Origin of the sequence: Brevibacillus borstelensis, assembly GCF_036700025.1 — a bacterium.
GTDB lineage: Bacteria > Bacillota > Bacilli > Brevibacillales > Brevibacillaceae > Brevibacillus > Brevibacillus borstelensis.
This window is the reverse complement of sequence record NZ_CP144922.1, coordinates 3,043,551-3,064,211: the sequence shown is the minus strand read 5'-3', so window position 1 is coordinate 3,064,211 and position 20,661 is coordinate 3,043,551. Positions and strand designations below refer to the sequence as shown.

The 20,661-nt window shown below is 49.1% G+C and carries 20 protein-coding genes; 12 read left to right on the top strand and 8 right to left on the bottom strand.

Translation table 11 applies throughout. From position 1 onward, the window contains the following. The first annotated feature begins 14 nt into the window (after nt 1–14). Nucleotides 15–1,142: a GerAB/ArcD/ProY family transporter gene (locus V5G20_RS14525; protein WP_024984846.1), complete on the top strand. Its 1,128-nt coding sequence runs from the start codon at nt 15–17 to the stop codon at nt 1,140–1,142. A gap of 6 nt (nt 1,143–1,148) precedes the next feature. On the opposite strand, the gene V5G20_RS14520 is transcribed toward V5G20_RS14525, so the two are convergent. Continuing rightward, complete coding sequence (locus V5G20_RS14520) at nt 1,149–1,373, bottom strand: hypothetical protein (protein WP_003386801.1); 225 nt, start codon at nt 1,371–1,373, stop codon at nt 1,149–1,151. 128 nt (nt 1,374–1,501) lie between these two features. Here V5G20_RS14520 and V5G20_RS14515 point away from each other — a divergent pair, with 128 nt between their 5' ends. The 3 genes from V5G20_RS14515 to V5G20_RS14505 all read left to right on the top strand — a co-directional run bounded on the left by V5G20_RS14515 (nt 1,502) and on the right by V5G20_RS14505 (nt 3,668). After that, on the top strand, nt 1,502–2,422 hold the full coding sequence (locus V5G20_RS14515) for an aldo/keto reductase (protein WP_031933032.1): 921 nt from the start codon (nt 1,502–1,504) through the stop codon (nt 2,420–2,422). 88 nt (nt 2,423–2,510) lie between these two features. Further along, the gene (locus V5G20_RS14510) at nt 2,511–2,711 is read left to right on the top strand and encodes a hypothetical protein (RefSeq protein ID WP_003386797.1); all 201 of its coding nucleotides are present in this window, start codon (nt 2,511–2,513) and stop codon (nt 2,709–2,711) included. A 120-nt stretch (nt 2,712–2,831) separates the two neighbouring features. Beyond that, on the top strand, nt 2,832–3,668 hold the full coding sequence (locus V5G20_RS14505) for a nucleotidyltransferase domain-containing protein (protein WP_338461057.1): 837 nt from the start codon (nt 2,832–2,834) through the stop codon (nt 3,666–3,668). Nucleotides 3,669–4,284: 616 nt separating this feature from the next. Here V5G20_RS14505 and V5G20_RS14500 read toward each other — a convergent pair. From V5G20_RS14500 to istA, 4 genes are all read right to left on the bottom strand, one after another. Further along, the gene (locus V5G20_RS14500) at nt 4,285–5,505 is read right to left on the bottom strand and encodes an IS256 family transposase (protein ID WP_025845625.1); all 1,221 of its coding nucleotides are present in this window, start codon (nt 5,503–5,505) and stop codon (nt 4,285–4,287) included. 53 nt (nt 5,506–5,558) lie between these two features. After that, nucleotides 5,559–5,921: a hypothetical protein gene (locus V5G20_RS14495; protein ID WP_338461051.1), complete on the bottom strand. Its 363-nt coding sequence runs from the start codon at nt 5,919–5,921 to the stop codon at nt 5,559–5,561. Between the two features lie 131 nt (nt 5,922–6,052). Next, a complete protein-coding gene (istB, locus tag V5G20_RS14490; RefSeq protein ID WP_023555238.1) occupies nt 6,053–6,781 on the bottom strand; it encodes an IS21-like element helper ATPase IstB in 729 nt (242 codons plus the stop codon). Beyond that, entirely contained in the window at nt 6,778–8,283 is a 1,506-nt protein-coding gene (gene istA / locus V5G20_RS14485) for an IS21 family transposase (protein WP_023555239.1), read from the bottom strand. Before istA ends, istB begins: the two co-directional genes overlap by 4 nt. A gap of 828 nt (nt 8,284–9,111) precedes the next feature. Between istA and V5G20_RS14480 the strand changes: the two genes are divergently transcribed. Together V5G20_RS14480 and V5G20_RS14475 are read left to right on the top strand one after the other, a co-directional pair. Continuing rightward, nucleotides 9,112–10,488: an MATE family efflux transporter gene (locus V5G20_RS14480; RefSeq protein WP_003386789.1), complete on the top strand. Its 1,377-nt coding sequence runs from the start codon at nt 9,112–9,114 to the stop codon at nt 10,486–10,488. Nucleotides 10,489–10,557: 69 nt separating this feature from the next. After that, nucleotides 10,558–10,917, top strand: a complete 360-nt coding sequence (locus V5G20_RS14475; RefSeq protein WP_003386788.1) for a Lin0512 family protein — start codon at nt 10,558–10,560, stop codon at nt 10,915–10,917. A 72-nt stretch (nt 10,918–10,989) separates the two neighbouring features. On the opposite strand, the gene V5G20_RS14470 is transcribed toward V5G20_RS14475, so the two are convergent. Continuing rightward, nucleotides 10,990–11,940, bottom strand: coding sequence for a LysR family transcriptional regulator (locus V5G20_RS14470; protein WP_338461048.1), 951 nt, complete (start codon nt 11,938–11,940; stop codon nt 10,990–10,992). Between the two features lie 271 nt (nt 11,941–12,211). Here V5G20_RS14470 and V5G20_RS14465 point away from each other — a divergent pair, with 271 nt between their 5' ends. The 4 genes from V5G20_RS14465 to V5G20_RS14450 all read left to right on the top strand — a co-directional run bounded on the left by V5G20_RS14465 (nt 12,212) and on the right by V5G20_RS14450 (nt 16,315). Next, the gene (locus tag V5G20_RS14465; protein WP_338463471.1) at nt 12,212–13,522 is read left to right on the top strand and encodes an MFS transporter; all 1,311 of its coding nucleotides are present in this window, start codon (nt 12,212–12,214) and stop codon (nt 13,520–13,522) included. A 71-nt stretch (nt 13,523–13,593) separates the two neighbouring features. Beyond that, nucleotides 13,594–14,508, top strand: a complete 915-nt coding sequence (locus V5G20_RS14460) for an NADP-dependent oxidoreductase (protein WP_003386785.1) — start codon at nt 13,594–13,596, stop codon at nt 14,506–14,508. A gap of 315 nt (nt 14,509–14,823) precedes the next feature. After that, nucleotides 14,824–15,615 carry a helix-turn-helix transcriptional regulator gene (locus V5G20_RS14455; protein ID WP_003386784.1) on the top strand — a complete coding sequence of 264 codons (792 nt, stop codon included), beginning with the start codon at nt 14,824–14,826 and terminating at the stop codon, nt 15,613–15,615. A 136-nt stretch (nt 15,616–15,751) separates the two neighbouring features. Continuing rightward, nucleotides 15,752–16,315 carry an AAA family ATPase gene (locus V5G20_RS14450; protein WP_003386783.1) on the top strand — a complete coding sequence of 188 codons (564 nt, stop codon included), beginning with the start codon at nt 15,752–15,754 and terminating at the stop codon, nt 16,313–16,315. 6 nt (nt 16,316–16,321) lie between these two features. On the opposite strand, the gene V5G20_RS14445 is transcribed toward V5G20_RS14450, so the two are convergent. Further along, complete coding sequence (locus tag V5G20_RS14445; protein WP_375338703.1) at nt 16,322–16,459, bottom strand: CDGSH iron-sulfur domain-containing protein; 138 nt, start codon at nt 16,457–16,459, stop codon at nt 16,322–16,324. A 207-nt stretch (nt 16,460–16,666) separates the two neighbouring features. Further along, nucleotides 16,667–17,803, bottom strand: a complete 1,137-nt coding sequence (locus V5G20_RS14440; RefSeq protein ID WP_338461045.1) for a zinc-dependent alcohol dehydrogenase — start codon at nt 17,801–17,803, stop codon at nt 16,667–16,669. Nucleotides 17,804–17,922: 119 nt separating this feature from the next. Between V5G20_RS14440 and V5G20_RS14435 the strand changes: the two genes are divergently transcribed. Next, nucleotides 17,923–18,399 (top strand): hypothetical protein, encoded by a 477-nt coding sequence (locus V5G20_RS14435; protein WP_003386780.1) that lies wholly within the window; start codon nt 17,923–17,925, stop codon nt 18,397–18,399. A 618-nt stretch (nt 18,400–19,017) separates the two neighbouring features. Continuing rightward, nucleotides 19,018–20,283, top strand: coding sequence for a group II intron reverse transcriptase/maturase (ltrA, locus tag V5G20_RS14430; protein ID WP_024985202.1), 1,266 nt, complete (start codon nt 19,018–19,020; stop codon nt 20,281–20,283). Nucleotides 20,284–20,661: the final 378 nt, after the last annotated feature.

Below are 20,661 nucleotides of genomic sequence, written 5' to 3'. Positions count from 1 at the left end.
GTGGCCCATCCCACATGGAAAAAATCAGAATCAGTCCAAGACAATTGTTTTGCTTGATTGTATTATTTGAATTAGGGAGTTCACTGGTTATCCCCTTGGGAGCCGATGCGGGGCAAGATGCATGGCTCGCCATTTTGGCAGGGCTGATAGCCGGTTTGCTTATTTTTCAGGTATACTTGTATTTGTATCGGCAATATCCTGCCATTCCTTTGACAGGCTACATACGAAAAATCCTCGGAAATGTCCTTGGGTGGCCCATTTCCTTGTTGTACGTCGCCTTTTTCATTTATGGGTCGGCTCGAATTACACGTGACATCGGCGATTTGCTGTTTAACTCTGTATATGATGAGACCCCTTTGTTTCTGCTGCATTTTCTCATGCTCGCCGCCATTACGTACGTGCTGCACAAAGGGTTTGAGGTATTGGCCAGAACCGGGGAAGTGTTTTTCGGCATCGTGATGATATTGGTCTGTGTCGGCATCCTGCTGGTGATATTTTCGGGGATCGTCCAGTTTACGCTTCTTCAGCCAGTTCTGGAGAACGGATGGGAACCAATCTTTCAGGCTGTCGTGTCGCAAACCTACACCTTTCCGTTCGGACAGATCATCTGCTTTGCCATGATTCTTCCCTATCTGGCAAAGCCGGGGCGTGCCAGACGGGCGGGGATGACGGGGTTGATTGTAAGCGGGATCATTTTAAGCCTGATAACCGCTCTGGAGATTTCCGTTCTTGGCGCTGACCTCGTCCAGCGTTCAACCTTTCCCTTGCTGATCACTCTCAGCAAGGTGGATATTGCCAATTTCCTGCAAAGACTGGATGCGCTTGTCGTCTTTACCCTGATCATCGTCAATTTCTTTAAAATCTCCATCTTTTATTATTCGGCGGTCATCGGTGCTGCCGATCTGTTCAAGGTGGATAAGCTTCGCAGCCTGATCCTCCCGATCGGGGTAATCATCCTGTTCTCCTCCATGAATATCGCCGGCAGTCATGCCGAGCATTCTGTAGAAGGGGACTTTTATTTGAAATATACGCTTGAGTTATTCGTGACCGTCATTCCGCTTTTTTTGTTGGTTGGTTCCTTTATTCGCAGACTTCTCGGCAATCGCGGGGAAAGTGGCTTTTCCACTGAACAGCAGAGGTAAGGCGAGTTATCGCTTCGTTTCTTTTGCATGCTTGAAGGTGTGCGCAAAGTGAAAGACAATCACGATCAATAGGAAAATGACGAGGATATATTCAGCGGGAGACATGATCCAGAACAGGTTTGCCAGATTTTGCAAGGATGCCGGAGCACCCAGGCCGATCAAAACATCCATTGCCATTGCAAATAGCAGAGACAGGATTGTCAGGAAAAGAAAGATCAACAAGCTTTTCATGGAGTCCACCTCTTGTGGAAGAGACATTACGCGTATTTTCTGCCAATCACCACGGATTATTCCCGCAAGCATGCAGGGAGACAGTCCGGGGCTCAGAGCAATTTAGCAAAGATAGAGGAGGGCTTCTCGTGAAATATCGCAGATTGGGAAAAACAGAGTTGAAGTTGTCAGTAGTCGGCATCGGGACATGGCAATTCGGCGGCGAATGGGGTATGGATTTCTCCCAGGAGGAAGCGGATCGAATCCTGCACAGAGCCAAGGAACTGGGCATCAATCTGATCGACACAGCGGAGTGCTACGGCGATCACTTGTCGGAGCGGTTGATCGGCGGCTTCCTGAAAAAGGATCGACGGGAAGACTGGGTGGTAGCGACCAAGTTCGGCCATCACTTCCACGACAAGTTTACACGGACGAACAACTACAGTGCAGACGATGTATTGAAACAGCTGGACGCGTCACTTCTGGCGCTGCAGACCGACTATATCGATCTGTATCAGTTCCACTCCGGTCCCGATGAAGCCTTTGACAATGACGAGCTGTGGACGGTGCTGGACAAACAGGTGCAAGCAGGGAAGATTCGCCATCTCGGCCTCTCCATCGCCAAGAATGACAACATTCATCAGACAGGATCGGCCCCGAAGGTAAACGCCAAGACAATACAGGTCGTCTACAATCGGTTGGATCGTACCCCTGAGGAGCAGGTTTTCCCCGCGTGCATGGAGAATGACCTGGGGGTGCTGGCTCGCGTCCCGCTGGCAAGCGGCTATCTGAGCGGCAAGTACAAGCCGGGTTCCGTCTTTGCCGAAAATGACGTACGCCATAATCACGACCAGGAGCGCGTTCGCTCTTTGCTGCAGCAGGTCGAAGAGATCAAGCAAAACGAAGTGCCTGCGGGTACGGACATGGCACAGTGGGCTTTGGCCTGGTGCTTGAAGCATCCTGCCGTCACTGCGGTGATTCCGGGATGCAAGAGTCCATCTCAGGTGGAAGCGAACGCCAAAGCGGCAGAGCTGGTGAACGAGGACCATCCACAAGCGTGGAAGGCGTGATTGGAAAACCAATGCCATTCCCGTTTGCAAGCAATAAAACAAAACTGTTTTTCAAGCGAGAGAAAAGTAGAAACAAGGTGGTGTTTTTTTGGGTACGGTAGATTTGTCTCTTTTGCCGTGGAATGTGTTCTGGGTGGGCATCGCGTATTTTAGTGTAACGGGAGTTCTTTTCTGCTTTGGCTTTCTTCATCTGTTTCAGAAGAAGACGAAAAGCGGAGTCCTTTTCATGGGCGGAGCCGCAATCAGCGCTTATTTCTTCTTGTCCTATTTATTTACGCATCACATATAGTAGCGCCTCATGCGATCAAACAATAAAGGTATGGCATGGCCAGGTTGCCGTATCAGCGGAGGGTGAAAAAATGGACAAATAACGGTAGATGATCAGATTCAAAAAATGGAGATGAGCTTTTTGACCGTACAAAAAATCATAGAAGATGTTGCGAAACATTTGCAAGGCGTACCTGGCGTAGTAGGAATCGTATTAGGCGGGTCCAGAGCTAGAGGGACTCATCGCCCCACTTCCGACATCGACATCGGCATTTATTATGACGAAGCCGGTGGTTTTGACGCAGCCGAGATCGGAAAAATCGCCACGAAGCTGGATGACGAGCACAGAGAAAACATCATCACACCTCTGGGCGCTTGGGGACCGTGGGTAAATGGCGGGGGATGGCTTGTCGTTCAGGGGTACCATGTGGACTTTATCTTTCGCGATGTGAACAGAGTCTCGCAGGTGATCGATGAGTGCCTGTCGGGTTCTGTCACCGCGAATTACCAAACCGGGCATCCTCATGCTTATTTGAATGTGATGTATATGGGTGAGTTGTCGATCTGCCGGATTTTATGCGATCCGGCCAAGAGACTAGCCGAATTGCAAGCGAAAACCAAGCCGTATCCGAAAGCGTTGCAGCAGGCAATGATCGGGTATTTCATGTTTGAAGCATCGTTCTCTCTGATGTTCGCTGATAAAAACGTTGACAAAGATGATGTGACCTACGTGGCTGGCTGCTGCTTTCGGGCGATTGCATGCTTGAACCAAGTATTATTTGCCAAGAATGAAGAATATTGCATCAATGAGAAAAAGGCTGCAGCGATGATCGACCGTTTTTCTGTCAAGCCAAAGGACTACAAGGCCAGGATCGATCAGGTCATTACCTTGTTGTCTGTAGAGGAGGCAAGCGCAAGAAGAGGGGTAGAGCAGCTTCGGGAGCTGGTAGCTGAAGTGGAGCAGCTATTAGGCAGCTAACAGTACCCGCTATTTGAGCAGAAAGCACCATGCGTATGGTAGTACTCGCCCAAGAATTTGGAGTGGTATTGGGTGCTAACACATTCTTCCGTTAAACGGTTCTGATTGGTTTTTATTAAAAAAATGGGCTACTTCTCAAATAGGGTGTCTATTTTGAGGTAGCCCATTCTTACATGTTAATGAAAAATTACCATTCAGGATCTACGGACATGATGACAGATGGAGCCTTAATTAATGTTTGCTCAATATCAGAGGATAAAGCAAAAAATCCCAAAAGCAGAACTGAACACAACAGCGTTAAGAACTTTTGCATAAAAAACTCCTCCTGTTTTATTAACTATGATTGCATATATCTGAGATTTTTTCTATGATCTCAGATGGAATACTTCTTTCGCTTTCCTCAATTGACTTCAGTACAAATCCGACACAATTCATTGCCTCTTTGTATTGACCAATTTGTTTGAAATGAGTTGCACTAACCAATGTGTGATTGATTCCTTCGTCAAACTTATCAATCGAGAAATTATAAAATCCCTTAACTTAAATATTTTGCCATCTTTTCAATACGTCTTGGGGTCTGTCCAGTATTTTGTGTAAACCCTTTTGGAATAAAAAACTAGCGTAAGTATTGGCCGATCCGATCCGGGAAGAAAACGGAGAGCTGGAGGAGCATTTGCCCCCAGTTCTGCACTCGTCCAGTCCACTTCCTGGTGACGTCCATGGTAGCCAAATAGAGCATTTTGAGCAGGGCTTCATCGGTGGGGAAAATGCTCTTGCCCTTCGTCACCTTTCGGAGTTGCCGATGGTAACTCTCAATCATATTGGTCGTATAGATCAATTTACGAATCTCTGGTGGATACTTGAAAAAAGTAGCTAGCTCGTCCCAGTTGGTACGCCAAGAGCGAACGATGAGGGGATATTTGTTACCCCATGTTTCCTCAAAACGATCCAATTCCAGTAAGGCAGCCTCTTCTGTTGCCGCTTTGTAGATTGGCTTTAAATCCGCCGTCACTTTCTTAAGATCCTTGTAAGAAACATAACGGGTCGAGTTGCGGATTTGATGAATGATGCACTTTTGGATCTCCGTATTCGGATAGCAGGCAGAGATGGCCTGAGAGAAGCCCGTTAGGTTATCCACGCAGGTGATGAGAATGTCCTGAACCCCACGGTTCCGTAAGTCGTTCAGTACGCTCAGCCAGAACTTTGAGGATTCATTCTCTCCAATCCACATGCCTAATACGTCCTTGTTGCCGTCCAAATCAATGCCAATGACCATATAAGCCGCTTTGTTCACAATAGCACCGTCTTGCTTGACTTTGTAGTGAATGGCGTCCATAAATACAACCGCATAGATGCTTTGTAGCGGTCGGTTCTGCCATTCTTTGATGAGTGGCACGATCTTATTCGTCACATTGGAGATCATGGTAGGAGAAACGTCAATTCCATACAGATGGTTCAGATGGTCCTGAATATCCCGTGTGCTGACACCTTTGGCATACATGGCGATAATTTGGTCCTCAATGCCGGTAACGGTAGACTGATGCTTTTTCACGATAACGGGCTCAAATTCGCCATTACGGTCACGTGGCACCGCGATCTCCACCTCGCCGTATTCGCTTGTCACCGTCTTCTTTGTCTTCCCGTTACGGCTGTTTGTTGTTTTCTTTCGCTTCACATCGTGCTTTTCATAGCCGAGTTCCGTGTCAAGCTCCGCCTCTAGCATCGACTGCAGCGTTTCTGCAAACAGTTCCTTCAGTGCCGACTGCACATCGTCCATCGTCTTGAGGTTGTTTTCCTTCACAAACGCCTTCACTTGTTCCTTACTAAATCTCGCCATAGGTGTCATCCTCTCAAACCAACCTTTCTCTTATTGTAATAGGTTTTGAGAGTTTACACAGAATATTTTACAGTCCCACGTCTTGGATTCTTGATGGGAACAGAAGGGAAGAAAGTAGCCTCGGAAGCAATTATTTCGTTTACTGTATTTGTGTCTCCGAGGCGCAAGCAATCCTCTATGAGATCGACTACAATAGATATTCGACGTTCCTTATCTACAGAATGGAGCAATTCTTTGTATAGACTGATTGATTTATCATACTGACCCTTCTTTGAATAGATCATTGCTTGTATATGGTCTTGTTTGAAATCAGCAAATTGACTGTTTTTGTATTCTTTCAGGTAAACCTCTGCCAAAGTTGTATCGTCTAAATACAGGTAGGAGCCGATGACCGCAGTTAAAGCTTCGGCCTTCATATGATTATCTGATTCGTCTCTATCAAAGGCAATTTTGCAAAAGTTTATGCATTCTTGTATTTTGCAACTCAAAAATGCAGAGTTTGGCGGCCAATTTATGCAGAACACTGCCAACATCAATACAAAAGAATTTAGGAAGACTTCATGCTGGATAGAGCATGGCGCAGTCGGTAGCTTTCTCCGGTAAACGCCAGAATATGGGCGTGGTGGACGAGGCGATCCACAAGGGCTGCCGTCAATCGCGTATCTCCAAACACCGTATTCCACTGCCCAAACTCCAAATTCGACGTCACAATCACACTGTTTCTCTCATAGCAGGCCGAGATAACATGAAACAACAGCTCAGCCCCCGTTTGGTGAAAGGGAACAAACCCAACCTCGTCCAAAATCAACAACTCACAGTCTGCCAGTTCTTTTTGAAACCGCATCAGTGCCCCATTCGCGTGTTTTTCCTGCAAGAGCGCAACCAGATCGGGAACACGGAAGAATCGAACGGCATATCCCCTTCGGCACGCCTCTACGCCAAGCGCTGTTGCCAGATGGGTCTTCCCCGTGCCCACTTTTCCCAGCATCAGCACATTTTCCTTGCGCTCCAAAAAACGTAGGTCGATCAATCCCTCCTTTGTACATGTTTCCGGTAAGGTGACTGCCTCAAAAGCGTAATCTTCCAGTGTCTTCAGTTGGGGAAACGCGGCTTTCTTTATCAGTCGCTTCAGCTTTGTCTCCTCCCGCCGTTGAATCTCCATCCGCAAGACTCCCAGCAAGAAGCTCTCCCGATCTTCAAACGGCACCTGTTCATAGGTTTCCATCACATGCGCCAAATGCAAAGTTTTGCACACCTTTGCCAGCTCTTCTCTCATTCCACCCTCACCCCCAGGATCCGGTCGTACTCATCCAGTATGGGTATCTGCCCGTGAAGGGCAGGGGGTGTATGCGACTCTGAAAACGGTTCCGGGCGGAAAACAGGGTGTTTTATCGCGTAAAGGGCATGCTCCAAGGCAACAGCCAGATGCTCTTGCTGATGCGACAATTCTCCCAGTACTTGCCCGATTTCCTTCAACGTATAGGTGTCGAGCAATCGATGGAGCAGGCGAATTCGTGCTTTTCGTGCATTCATGTCTTCCACCGTCAAAAACGTTTGGAGCGCCTGAGGCATCATATTGGTAAAGGAAGAATACATCACCGCCCGCGGGCGTTTTTCATATCTCTTCAATACCGCCTTCCAATCTACTGGAATGACTTTCTCCGTATAGGGACGAGGCAATGTCACAATCGGGGTGTATGTCCCGTCTGCCGTTAACACCTCCAGCACATCCCACTTGACTTTCACCAAAACCGGCTGCATGGCCCGACACTGCGGCAACGGGAAGAGAGCCGCGTCAAACGACAGCTCAGCGTATTTGTTCAGGTGGCACGTCTCCAGCCGGAAAATCTCCAGCGGTGTCGTCGGCAGCGTCAGCAGCTTGCATTTTTCTTGCTTCCACAACTCGGCAATGGTTTGCTTTTTCACATAGTGAGGGCGCTGCATATCCGCACGGGCAGCTTCCGCCAAATACGTCTCCAGTTGTTCCGGCGTATCGATAACCGGTGGCGGAACACACCAGTTCCGGCGTCCATACCCCACTTTGTTTTCCACATGGCCTTTCTCATGGCCGCTGTATGGATTGCAAAACAGGGGCTCAAAGCGGTAATGGGCGCAGAAACGCCGAAACGCTTCCGTACACTCTCGTTTTCCGCCTTGCTGGATGGACACAACAGCAGCGGACAAGTTGTCAAACCAAATCTTGCGAGGAACCCCTCCCATTTGCTGAAATAGCCGCCCTAAGGCCTCCAGAAAGCATTCCGTGTTTTCTTTCGGAACCGGGAACACAAAGGCGGCATTGCTGTACGGAAACGACAGGGTCAATACTTTCCGCTCCACCAGTTCTCCCGACTTGACCACGTACACCGTCCCAAAGTCAGCCTGGGCTTCCCCGCCTGGATGCTCCAAACGCTCAAAATGTTCGGCTCGTTCGGCTGCCATGGCTTTCTTCCGTTTGGAGACATATTCGGATACCGTTCGCTGCCCGCCAGGGAAGCCGTACTCATCCCGTAACCGCTGAAACATGCGGACGGCTGTATGGCGTTGCTTGCGTGGAAGACGCTCATCATCCTCCAGCCATGTGTCAATAATCTCTAAGTACGGTCCCAACACCGGATGGCGGCCTTTTCGCTTGCATACCGGTTCATTCCAATCGTCGCGATCCGCATATTTCTTGGCGGTTCGCCAATTCACCTGGACACGTTCCGCAATTTCCTGAATCGAACACCCTTCGACTTCCCGCAAAAATCGGATATACTGTTGTTGTGGCACTTTCAACATTCCTCTCACTCCCTCAGATTCTAGCCAAATCCAAGGGTAGATTTTGTAGGGGGATGTTGGCAAGTGCCTTTTTCATGGCCTCAGAATTGCGGTGGAACTCTGCAGTTTTCCGCCGCAATTCTCTGCACTTTTATCCTGCCATAAACAATTCGTCGTATCTCTGTAGTGCGTAGGCATGTATTCCCATACGATAATAGAATTGAACGTAGTCGTGCGGATCTAGATGCTCAGTATAATGTGTTAATTCTATTCCACGCTGGTAAGTTTCTTCAAGGCGAACAAAATCCTCTCGCTCTAGTAAGTATCTATCTAGTAATGCTTTGGCAAGGTATCCATGACTCCTTGAATAATTAATGATGGTCTCTAAATACCTGTCGATCAGCTGTTTTTGTTCGGTAAATCCGATTATGGCAGAGAAAAAATCCTCTGGATGAACCAAGGGGGATTGTTAAAAAGAGCAAATCCAAAGAGAAGCTTAAAAACCTCATGCGAAAGATAGCCTGTGCGGCCGGCAGCTCTCTACAGGAGCTAAGCCGGCTTTTTGTTGCCCTTTCATTCCATATCTGCAGGCAAATCATCTTATTTCCCGCTAAACTATTTATTAATTTCTTGGACTGGCTTACAATAAGTTTTGCAAAAAAGTTAGTGCTGTTAAAATTTGCAATGCTGTTAGACAAGGAGATGATCTCTGCAAAGAAAGAACAGTTTCATCTAGGTAGATCAGTTCATTTTGTCCTTAATAAGAATGCGAGAACAACTCAAAAAGCCGCTGGTCAACACCTGCATCATGCGGTGTCGCCTCAGACAAAGGGTTAGAAAGGTACGATCATGAAATCAATCGCAACCAAGGCTGCAACCAAGCAGACGACTCCAAAAGACTTCAATCTCTTTGTATTGACCTGGCCCATCTTTTTGGAATTGTTTTTATTCATGCTCATGGGCAGTGCCGACACCTTCATGTTGAGCGAGGTCTCGGACAATGCCGTTTCGGCGGTTGGAGCGGCCAATCAATATATTTTTATCGCCATCTTGATCATGGAGGTTATCGGAAACGGAGCTTCCATCGTGATTGCCCAGTATATCGGCTCAAACAGACGGGAAGATGCGGCGAGAATTTCCGCCATTGCCGTCACATTGAACCTGATGATCGGCGTTGTGATCAGCACCTGTTTCATCCTGTTTGGAAAATCCCTGCTCCAGTCTGTCAATCTGCAGGGGGAGATTTTGCATTACGCGCAAACCTACATTACGATTGTCGGTGGCGGGCTTTTTCTGCAAGCAGTCATCAATACGCTGGCCAGCATTATACGGACGTATGGCTATACAAAAGAGTCGATGCTTGTATCCTTGGGGATGAATGTCATTCACGTCATCGGAAATTACCTGTTGATTTTTGGCCATCTCGGCTTTCCAGAGCTGGGAGTGGAAGGTGCAGCGATCTCAACCGTTGTAAGCCGGCTCATCTCCCTCTTTATCTTTTTCTGGCTGCTATACCGTCTGATGGAAGTCAAGATCGCGGTCCGGGATTACTTCAGCTTTTCCATGGAATACATCAAAAAAATCTTGCGGATCGGCATTCCCTCCGCGTTTGAGCAGGTAACCTACAATGCGTGTCAGACGGTGTTTCTTTATTACGCGACACTCCTCGGGGCTGTCGAGATGGCATCACGGCAATATGTCATGAACATCTCTACGTTCATCTATCTGTTTAGCTTGGCTATCGGGATGGGGACGGCGATTATCACAGGCCGCATGGTCGGAGCCGGGCGGACCGAGGAAGCGTATAAGCGGGTGTGGCGAAGCTTGCGCTGGGGCCTGTTTTTAACCATTGCCGTTAATATTGTCATTATCCTTTTCCGAGTGCCGATCATCGAGCTCTTTACGGAAGATCGGGAGATAATCGCTCTGGCGACGCAGATCCTTTTGCTTAGCATACTGCTGGAATCCGGCAGGACGTTCAACCTGATCCTGATCAACTCCTTGCGCGCGGCAGGGGATGCCAAATTTCCGGTTTATATGGGGCTGCTGTCGATGGTCTGCATGAGCCTGCCGCTCGGCTATTATCTCGCATTTTCGCTCGATCTGGGCTTGGCGGGAATCTGGCTGGCGATTGCGGCAGATGAGTGGATGCGCGGAATCATCATGTTTTTCCGCTGGAGAAGCAGAGCGTGGGAACAAAAGTCTTTGGTGCATCCATCTGCGTAAAGCGGCTGACCGTGAAAAGATGGTAAGATAGAGATGGCGACCAAAGTTTGATAGAGGAGTGAACCTGTTATGGATAAAGTAATGTTTATCGAGATCGGGATGGGGGTTGATTTGCACGGCCAAAACGTGACAAAAGCAGCCGTGAGAGCGGTGCAAAATGCAATCCACCACAACTCGATGCCGGGTCTGCGATCTGTATTGCCGAATCATGACATCAACATGATGAAAGTAAACGTCAGACTCGCTGTGCCGGCTGACATGGACAAGCTGGATTTGGCTGCCGTTCGTGCAGAATTGCCATACGGCGAAGTCACCTTTGACGTTGTCGAGGGAGGCATGCTCACGAGCAGCGGTGTCGTCCTTGCTGACAAGGAGGATAAAAATGATCTCGCTTATGTGGTCATCGCTTCTGTGGAAGTAGGCTATTGAGCGGCTGCCTGCAGCCTTACAAGGAAAAACCATTTTCCTATTTGGAAGGGAAAGGAAGAACCCGGTGATGCGTTATACCGCCGGGTTCTTTTTATTTGTTGCCTGTGAAGCGGCAACTTCCTGCAAAACGGCAGGTGCACCTGCTCCTTGCTGCATATCGGTAAAATATTTCACGACAAACTCCCGGAACTTCTTAGCTGCCTTGGAGAGATAGCGCTTTTCATGCCACGCAAGCTGGTACGTTCGCTGACAAACCGGGCTTTCAATATCCAGCTTGATCAATGGAGATTTCTTGTCGGTTTTGCATGCGCCCACAAAAGCGACGCCGAGTCCTGCCTGAACAAGGCTGCTGATCGCGGATGGCTCATCAACCTCGCAGACGACATTGGGTTTGAACCCTGCCTGAAGACAGAACTCATCATTCATTTTCCGAAAAGGATAGCTCTCCTTGTACCCGACAAATGGATCATGGGCCACCTCGCTCAACGATACGCTTTTTCTGGAAGCCAACCGATGCCCAGGAGGCACCGCCAAAAACACCTCCTCCTTCAGTACGGGCAATTGATGAATGCCCGCACCTTCAATAGGAACGGCAGTAAAACAAAAATCGACATCGCCGTTTTCCATAAGACGCGACATTTCCTCCAGAGAAGCTTGTGTGATCCGAAAATTCACGTTTGGGTGCAGAGCCAGAAAAGCACCTAGCGGCTCAGACAAGCGATGCAAGGTAGGAGTCGCTACATAAATGCTGCCGCGCTCCATCCCCGCCATATCGGCCACCTCTCTGCGCCCTTCTTCCAGTGCAGTCAGCGCCGTTTCCACCTTTTTCAAAAATGCCTGGCCGAACATATTGAGGCGGATTTGTCTGCCTTGACGGTCGAACAACGGAACGCCGAGATCCTCTTCAAGCCGTGAAATCGTCTTGCTGAGGGCAGGCTGTGCAATGCGCAGCTCTTGGGCTGCCTTCGTCATATGCTCAAGTCTGGCAACTGTCCGAAAGTAGTGCAGCTGCAGCAGTTCCATATCATCTATCACCCCGGATTCATATCCCCCAGTATATGTAGAGATATATTAATAAATATTTTTATTTCTATAGTATCGATTGTAGAATAAATCGTGCGAGACGACAACAGTGAAACAACCTGGTGAAACCGTGCATGTAGAGGACACACAAAGGTGACGCACATCAGAACAATCTGAAAGAAAGGGGAGTTTACCCATAAACAAGATTGATGTACATCAAGCGGGAGAAAAATTGATTCGACTATTGGCTGTCACGCTCGTCATCTCAGTGATGAGCGCGACTATGTTCAATATCGTTCTGCCTGAGATCAGATCTGATTTTCAACTTTCCTTCGCGCAGGTCAGCTGGGTGTCGGTCTCGTACATGCTGATTTATGCGATCGGAAGCGTCACGTATGGCAAACTGGCGGACACATACAGGCTGAAAAGCTTGCTCACCTTTGGACTGGCAGCCTTTGCAGTTGGCTCGATGATCGGTCTGGCCGCACAAGCATTTTGGATGGTTCTGCTTGGACGGATTTTACAGGCAGTAGGGGCTTCGGTTATTCCGGCAACAGGCATGATCATACCGATCCGCTATTTTCCACCGGAGAGCAGGGGACGCGCTCTGGGCATATCTGCTACGGGACTTGCGCTGGGTGGGGCGCTTGCGCCAATTGTAGCGGCGTTCGTTGCTAGCTTTGTCCATTGGCGGTGGCTGTTCTATATCCCTCTTCTCACCCTTATTACGCTCCCGTTTTATCGAAAGTATTTGGACGATGAGCCCGGACGGAAAGGCAAACTGGATTGGATCGGCGCTGGTTTGCTGGCAGGAACGGTGGCTCTGGTGCTTTTGGCTGTTACGAATGGAGGATGGATGCTCGCATTGGCTGGAGCCATCTTGCTTGCCTTGTTTTTGCTTCACATCCATCGTTCAACCGAGCCTTTTGTCCAACCGAGACTGTTTGCAAACAAAAGCTACTCGCTCATGCTCGTGCTTGCTTTTCTGGCAAGCGGAATCGGCTACGCGCTTCCTTTTCTAAGCCCGCAGATGCTGTCCCAACTGAATCAACTCGCTCCCGGAGTCGTCGGTTTTGTCATGGTGCCGGCCGCTATCTCGGCGGCCATTCTGGGAAGGACTGGCGGGAAGCTGGCAGATTCAAAAGGAAATCCCTTTTTGTTCTATACGGCTACGGCATTGCTCTTTATCTGCTTTGTCCTGCTGTCATTCTTTGCCGGGTTCTCCCCGGTCCTTATCGCCGTCATTCTCATCTTCGGCAATGTGGGCCAGACGTTCATTTTAATTGCACTATCCAATACGACCTCCAAACTGCTGCCTAAGGATCAGGTTGGGGTCGGCATGGGAATGATGTCTCTCTTGAACTTTATCGCTGGAGCGGTTTTTGCAAGTGTTTACAGCAAAATCGTCGATCTGGGGAGCGGCTCCGCCGGTAACGTGATCGTTGCCCCTTTATCCGGCGAGGCATCTGTCTACAGCAGCATCTATTTTGTCTTGGCGTGTCTGTACATCGCCATGGTGTCGATTTACTTCACATTGATGAGAAAAACGAGTCAGGCAGGAAAGCTTCATGCGGATGCCTGATGACGGGAATTCGTGTACCCGTGAACGCAACACAATCGTAGAGCAAGAAAGGCAAAGAGAGGATGAAGATCATGAAAGCAGCAGCATTTTCGTCGTATGGTCCACCGGAAGTTTTGCAAGTAATGGAATTTTCTGATCCCCAGGCGGGTCCCGGACAGGTGAGAGTGCGGGTTAAAGCCGCGGGCGTCCAGCCGTTCGATTGTTCCATACGGAGTGGTTGGGGTAATGGATTTTTTCCGGTCAGCTTCCCGCAGATTCTCGGCAACGAGTTCGCTGGTGTGATCGATCAGGTCGGGGAAAACGTAACAGGCTACTCCGTCGGTGACGAGGTACTCGGCTGGTCCCTATTGTCTTGCTATGCAGAGATGGTGGCCGTCAATGTCGAACAGATCACGGCAAAACCAAAAAATATGCCTTGGGAAGCAGCAGGTGTGATCTCGGCTTCCGGGCAAACGGCCCACACTGCAATGGAGGAATTACGGGTGGGACCAGGAGATACCGTTCTGATTCACGCAGCTGCAGGCGGTGTAGGTACCTTTGCGGTGCAAGTGGCCCGGGCCCGGGGAGCGACAGTCATCGGAACTGCCAGCCCTCGCAATCACGAGTACCTTCGTTCTCTGGGGGCCATTCCTGTTGCTTACGGAGAGGGACTTCTCGAACGGGTAAAAGCCCTCGCACCCGGCGGCATAGATGCCTCGCTCGATGCTGTGGGAGGTGAGGCCCTTTCCGTTTCAGTAGATCTGGTCGAAAACAAGGAGCGGATCGCGACGATCGTCGATTTTGACAGGGCGGAACAGCTCGGCGTCCGCAGCATTCGCAGCCAGCGGTCTGTCGCCCGGCTTCAGGAGCTCGTTGCATTGTATTCCCGAGGGGAGCTGGCCGTCCATATTTGGAAATCTTTTTCGCTGGAGCAAGCGGCAGAGGCTCATCGCGAAGTCGAAACGGGACACGTCCGCGGAAAGGTTGTCATTACCGTCGGAAAGTAAGCGACAATAGCCCGGATAATGGGGGAAGTCCTGGAATCAGCATCGATTTCAGGGCTTTTTTGCTTTGACGTGCGGACATATGCCTCCAGTTGCACAGGTTGCGGCGCAGCAGGGTGCTAGTCGCCAACTGCCGAGATTTTTTTCTGAATTTTCATAGGTTCAACCTGATTCAGCTATTCCATGCACAAGAAAAATATGGTAGAATGAGAGCGAACGATTGTTCTTGTTTTGGTTGATATCATAATCTTCAGTCTCTTTTTGTTTCACGTACATAACATCTTATTTTATTGCAAAAAGGAAGGAAGTGCAGCATCGGTGACGGACCGGTATCCGGAAATCGACGGAGTGATCGAATACATTCATGAAAATATTTATGATCCACTTCCGCTATCCAAACTGGCGGGATATGCAGGATATAGTCCGTACCATTTTTCGCGCATTTTTAAGGAAAGAGTCGGGCTTTCTCCGCTGTACTATGTTTCATCCCACCGCTTGCAAAGAGCGAAAGATTTGCTGCTGCGTACGAATCTCAGCATTCGCGATATTGCATTGGAAATTGGACAACAGAGCTTGGGGACCTTTACGACCCGATTTACGGAACGGGTAGGGATGACGCCATCCGATTTCCGGAATTCGACGCTGCAAGCCGACGATCATCTCCGCGCTTTGCAGCAGCTTAACCATTGGCCTGCGTGGCATTCTGCATCAGAACAATATTTTAAAATTGAGGGGACGGTCGAAGCGGAGATTCCATTCGAAGGAATCATTCTGATCGGCCTATTCGCCAAGCCCATTCCAGAAGGACTCCCCTTGTATGGAACGCTGCTTTCTTCCTTAGGTCATTTTTGTTTTACCAACGTCAAGCCGGGTGTCTACTACTTGATGGCTACTTCCGTTTCGTGGGGGACGCAAGCAGTGGATTTCCTGCTGCCTCAGACAACCCTGCGAACTCGCTCCAAAAAGCCGATCATTGTAGGGCCTCATTCCATCGTCCCGCATCAGCAGGTTATGCTGCATCCGCCACGCCTGGACGATCCTCCCATCCTGATTTCCTTGCCCGTGTTGATGGATCGTTTTCTTACTCGGGTTGCACAAAAGAATAATTGAGAAGACCTGTCTGGTCATCATTCTTGCTTAGCTGTTTCCAGAGAAGACGCTTATCGATTTTATCCGGCTTGTTCTGACGAGCGTGAAATAATTCGGATCGGGAATAACGGCGGCGGTCAGATAAGGGGGATACAAGATGCAAAAAGAAAACAGAAACGGAATATTTCTCATAACGGGAGTCATGGCTGCAGGAAAATCAACGATCGCACAAATGCTTGCGGAGAAATTCGAAAAGAGTGTCCACCTGCGGGGAGATGCGTTTCGGAAGATGATCGTCAACGGAAGAGAAGAAATGCTGCCGGAGACATCCCAAGAGTCCGTCCGGCAGCTCAGCCTGCGGCATGAAATAGCGGCTTCGACCGCAGATCGATACTACCGTGCGGGATTTACCGTCGTTTTGCAAGATGTCATAATCGGTTCCTTCCTCGCTGAAACCGTGACGAGGATTCAAAGCAGGCCTTTGTATGTAATCGTTCTGGCTCCCCGTCCGGAAGCCGTAATGGAGAGGGAGAAGAGTCGCCCAAAAACAGGGTACGGACTTTGGACGGCAGACGAGCTTGATCGGCGCTTGCGGGAAGAGACACCCAAGATCGGTCTGTGGCTGGATACCACCAACCAAACCGCAGCGCAAACCCTCGATGAAATATGGGGGAGGGTGTGGGCCCAAGGAATCATCGAAGAAACAGACAGTCCATACTAGCAGGAGTCATCCTCCCGCCCGCGGCGCGCTCTCGAATCCGATTTTTTTATGCGTCCCGTCACAGAAAGGCTTTTTCTCTGAATGACCGCAGCGGCAAAGTGAAAACGTGGAGCCTGCCTCAAACCGGCCGCCGAGCGCATCTATCAGGTCAACATTGCCGTTGACGCGGATGGAGCCGTTATCGTTGATTTTTATCGTGACTTTCTCGTTTTCCAGATTTCATCACCTCGGAAGGATGATCGTGAGTATTGTTCCGGCCAAGCTTGTCATCTCGGAATTTGTTTTCCGGTTTACACCAGCAGACCCTTTTTAAATAAAGGGATCGATCATAATCAGCCAGAGGAAATCCTCTTATGGCATTAGTACGACTTTAATGCAGCCATCCGTCTTTGTGTCGAAGATCTCATAGCCGTGTTCTGCTTGATCCAGCGGCAAAACATGTGTCACGATGTCTCCGGGATCGACTTTTCCTTCCGCAATCAAGTTGTACAAATGCGGCATGTAGTGAATGATAGGGGCTTGTCCGGTTCTGAGATTCACATTCCGTTGAAAAATGTCGCCGAGCGGGAAAGCATTGTATCTCATCCCGTACACACCCGTAATCTGAATGGTGCCGCCTTTGCGAACAGCCTGGGTTGCGATGACGATGGCGCCCATGGCACCGCCTTGCAGCTTGAGACCTGTCGCTATCATTTCCAAAGGCGTCATTTTCCCGTCCATTCCTACACAGTCGATGACGACGTCCGCTCCGCCTTTGGTCATTTCCTTCAAATGATTGCCGATATTTTCTTCTGCCTCAAAGTTGACAATCTCGACTTGATTGGTTCGCTTGGCATGCTGCAAACGGTAGTCGATATAGTCAACGGCGATCACTCTTTTTGCCCCTTTGAGCCAGGCAAATTTTTGGGTAAGCAAACCTACTGGCCCGCATCCGAGAACGATTACCGTATCTCCCTTTTTCACGCCTGCATTGTCTACACTCCAGTAAGCTGTAGCCATGGCATCGGACATCAACACGAGTTTCTCATCTTCAATCTCGCAGTCATCCGGGATGCGAAAAGGGACAAAATTGGCGTAGGGGACACGCAAGAACTCTGCTTGTCCACCTGCATACCCGCCGGCCGTTTCCGAATAGCCGAAAAATGCGCCCGTTTCGCCGTGAGGGTTGGAATTGTCGCATTGACTTTCCAACTGGTTTTTGCAATAGAAGCATTCGCCGCAGCTGATATTAAAAGGGATAATCACACGGTCGCCCTTTTTAACCTTGGTGACATTCGGACCCGCTTCCTCGACAATCCCCATTGGTTCGTGACCGATGATAAAGTCCTCGGGCATGTTGGGTATCATGCCGTGAATCAAATGCAAATCAGAGCCGCAGATTGCAGTGGATGTCAGCCTGACAATGATATCGTCCGGCTTTTCAATTTTAGGATCGTTGACCTCTTTTACCTTGACATCTTTGAACCCTTGATACGTAACAGCTTTCATGATTCACCTCCCGTGTGTATTATCCCCTGACGGAATGGCGCTATTCCCATTGGCTATCCAACAAACGCTTGTGATATAATCGTGCAATATGAAATGACATTAGGATCACGGAGGAATTCATGCTTACTTTTGAAGAAAAACTGGCGATTATCGAATCGTTTCCGCAATTACATAAGAAACCGGTGTCGCTTGGCCGTTTCAACTTTCATTTCGAAGAGAGTCTCCATGACAAGAAAATCGTCGTGCAAAACCTGCATCCGAACGGCAATGGCTTTGTATATGCCGGACATTTGCCCAAAAAAGCGACAGATCCAAAGGGCATGGTGAACATTCGCGATTATTCTGCGGATGAACTGCGAGCCATTATTCAAGCTTCAATCGATTACTTGTCCCGTAAACCAGAGCCAAAAGCAAGCACAGATGCAGCTCAGGAACAGACGTGCGAAACCTGGGTGGGTCCAAACGGGCAGACCCTGCAGCTCGTACAGGAAGATGAGCTATGGAATGTTTATGCAGGTCCAAACCTGGAGGAGGCCTTCGAGTCGCATAAAGAGGCGAAACGGTATTTGTTAGAAGAAGGCTTTAAACTGCAATAGCTCACAACAGAAGATCGACCATAAAAACGCTGTTTCCACCTGGAAAACAGCGTTTTCTTTTTGGTGCGCCCAGCATGGGCGATAGCTATAGGGTGAAAGTCCCGAACGGGGGTTGGCTGTACCAACCGTTAGCTCAAGGCAAGGGTGTCGACCGCGAGGTCGAATCTGAAGGAAGCCGGCGGCAAAATCCCGACCTGAGGTACACGAACCCAATTTGAGGCTGTTGTATCCGGGCGAGTCTGCCAAACAAGACAAAGCCCCATACAGCCAAGGGATACAGTAGTAAACTTGGGCAGGTACATGGGATGAAAGTTATCGTTCTTACCTGGGGAGGTCTGCATGAAACGCCTTCAACTGTTGGTAACCGTCTCCGTAAGGAGACGCTGAACATGCAGAAGTCAGCAGAGGCCATAGTACCCGAGTAGAGGACGCTTGAATGGGGAAGGGCCGAACATCAAGTCAGCATGCGATCCATGTCTTTTGATACGGTACGTCGAAGCAGAATTCTGTCAAGGAACTACTTTTGAAGAGCAGGGGTGAAGCCCCGAGGGTACAAAAGAGGGCTGAGTATCGTACAGCAAGCACGGAGTCCGCATGTGCGAAGGAAGGAACATCATTATGGATTTGCTGGAAAAAGTCTTATCACGGGAAAACTTACGGATGGCACTCCAACGAGTGGAGGAAAACAAAGGTGTCGGTGGAGTCGATGGTGTTTCAACCGAACAACTACGCGATTATCTACGTGAACACTGGCAAGCCATCCGCGAGAAGATGGAAAGGGGAACCTATAGACCTTCACCTGTTCGCAGAGTCGAAATCCCGAAACCTGACGGTGGTGTAAGGTTATTAGGCATTCCCACCGTGGTAGACCGCTTTATTCAGCAGGCCATCCTCCAAGTGTTAACGCCGATCTTCGACCCCACCTTCTCGGAATCTAGCTATGGGTTCCGTCCAAAACGTAGCGCTCACATGGCAGTAAGGAAAGCGCAAGCGTATATCTCCGAAGGATATCGTTTCGTGGTGGACATCGATCTAGAGAAATTCTTTGATCGCGTAAATCATGATATTCTAATGAGCCGTGTGGCTCGAAAAGTTCAGGACAAGAGAATTTTAAGACTGATTCGTTCCTACTTGAATGCGGGGATCATGATAAATGGCGTCTGTACAACATCAAGTGAAGGAACACCGCAAGGTGGGCCGTTAAGCCCACTTTTGGCAAATATCCTACTTGATGATTTGGACAAGGAACTCGAAAAGAGAGGCCACCGTTTCTGCCGCTACGCAGACGATTGTAACATCTACGTGAAAACAAAACGGGCAGGGGAACGAGTAAAGAAGAGTATTCAAAACCACTTGGAGAAGGTACTAAGGCTAAAAGTAAATGAGGAGAAAAGCGCGATAGACCGACCATGGAAACGAAAATTCTTGGGCTTTAGTTTTACCTTTGCAAAACAGACAAGGATTCGCATCCACCCCAAATCCCTCCTCAAGCTAAAAGAGAAAATCCGCACGATCACGAATCCGGTGTGGAGCATCTCGATGGAGAAGCGGATTGAAAGAATAAATCAGTACCTCATGGGCTGGATTGGATATTTCGCCCTTGCAGACGCGAAGGGCATTCTACAATCCATTGAGGAATGGACAAGGCGCAGGCTCCGTCTTTGTTTGTGGATGCAGTGGAAACGCGTGAGAACCAGATATCGAGAACTTCGTTCTCTTGGCATATCTCACGTAAAAGCCATTGAAATTGCAAATACCCGCAAGGGTGCATGGCGTACCACAAAGTCTCCGCATATACACAAAGCCCTCGGCATTGCCTACTGGCAACAACAAGGGCTGAAAAGCTTAGTGCAACGATATTCTCAAATTCGTCAAGCTTGGTGAACCGCCGTATACCGAACGGTACGTACGGTGGTGTGAGAGGACGGGGGTTAGTCGCCCCCTCCTACTCGATCATATTTTTGCTTGGTAACAGTCAAATCAACTGCATCCTTACGCCGAGTAGGTATGACGGGACCACCGTTGGAATTGAGACAGCATGAGATTGATCATTAGGAGCTATAGGGACAAACGAGCTTACTTGACAGTCGGCTGCTTTCTTGTGTATTCGGAAAAACGGGCAATGCATTCCCCGCTAGATACACCTCCACATTCACGGAATCGGTTTATGAAAGATTGCCATCCTGCAGATAAAACGAAGCAGCGAAAGTCCGGCGGAAAGAAGATCATCTGAGCAAGCAGTCAATAGAGGAAAGATCCTGG

Excerpts from the sequence above, each read along its gene's own strand:
- V5G20_RS14470 (WP_338461048.1), bottom strand. The coding sequence starts at position 11,940 with ATGGAACTGCTGCAGCTGCACTACTTTCGGACAGTTGCCAGACTTGAG.
- V5G20_RS14435 (WP_003386780.1), top strand. The coding sequence starts at position 17,923 with ATGCTTACTTTTGAAGAAAAACTGGCGATTATCGAATCGTTTCCGCAA.
- V5G20_RS14500 (WP_025845625.1), bottom strand. The coding sequence starts at position 5,505 with ATGGCGAGATTTAGTAAGGAACAAGTGAAGGCGTTTGTGAAGGAAAAC.
- V5G20_RS14480 (WP_003386789.1), top strand. The coding sequence starts at position 9,112 with ATGAAATCAATCGCAACCAAGGCTGCAACCAAGCAGACGACTCCAAAA.
- V5G20_RS14495 (WP_338461051.1), bottom strand. The coding sequence starts at position 5,921 with ATGAAGGCCGAAGCTTTAACTGCGGTCATCGGCTCCTACCTGTATTTA.
- V5G20_RS14475 (WP_003386788.1), top strand. The coding sequence starts at position 10,558 with ATGGATAAAGTAATGTTTATCGAGATCGGGATGGGGGTTGATTTGCAC.
- ltrA (WP_024985202.1), top strand. The coding sequence starts at position 19,018 with ATGGATTTGCTGGAAAAAGTCTTATCACGGGAAAACTTACGGATGGCA.
- V5G20_RS14465 (WP_338463471.1), top strand. The coding sequence starts at position 12,212 with ATGAGCGCGACTATGTTCAATATCGTTCTGCCTGAGATCAGATCTGAT.
- istB (WP_023555238.1), bottom strand. The coding sequence starts at position 6,781 with ATGAGAGAAGAGCTGGCAAAGGTGTGCAAAACTTTGCATTTGGCGCAT.
- V5G20_RS14460 (WP_003386785.1), top strand. The coding sequence starts at position 13,594 with ATGAAAGCAGCAGCATTTTCGTCGTATGGTCCACCGGAAGTTTTGCAA.
- V5G20_RS14450 (WP_003386783.1), top strand. The coding sequence starts at position 15,752 with ATGCAAAAAGAAAACAGAAACGGAATATTTCTCATAACGGGAGTCATG.
- V5G20_RS14440 (WP_338461045.1), bottom strand. The coding sequence starts at position 17,803 with ATGAAAGCTGTTACGTATCAAGGGTTCAAAGATGTCAAGGTAAAAGAG.
- V5G20_RS14520 (WP_003386801.1), bottom strand. The coding sequence starts at position 1,373 with ATGAAAAGCTTGTTGATCTTTCTTTTCCTGACAATCCTGTCTCTGCTA.
- istA (WP_023555239.1), bottom strand. The coding sequence starts at position 8,283 with ATGTTGAAAGTGCCACAACAACAGTATATCCGATTTTTGCGGGAAGTC.
- V5G20_RS14525 (WP_024984846.1), top strand. The coding sequence starts at position 15 with ATGGAAAAAATCAGAATCAGTCCAAGACAATTGTTTTGCTTGATTGTA.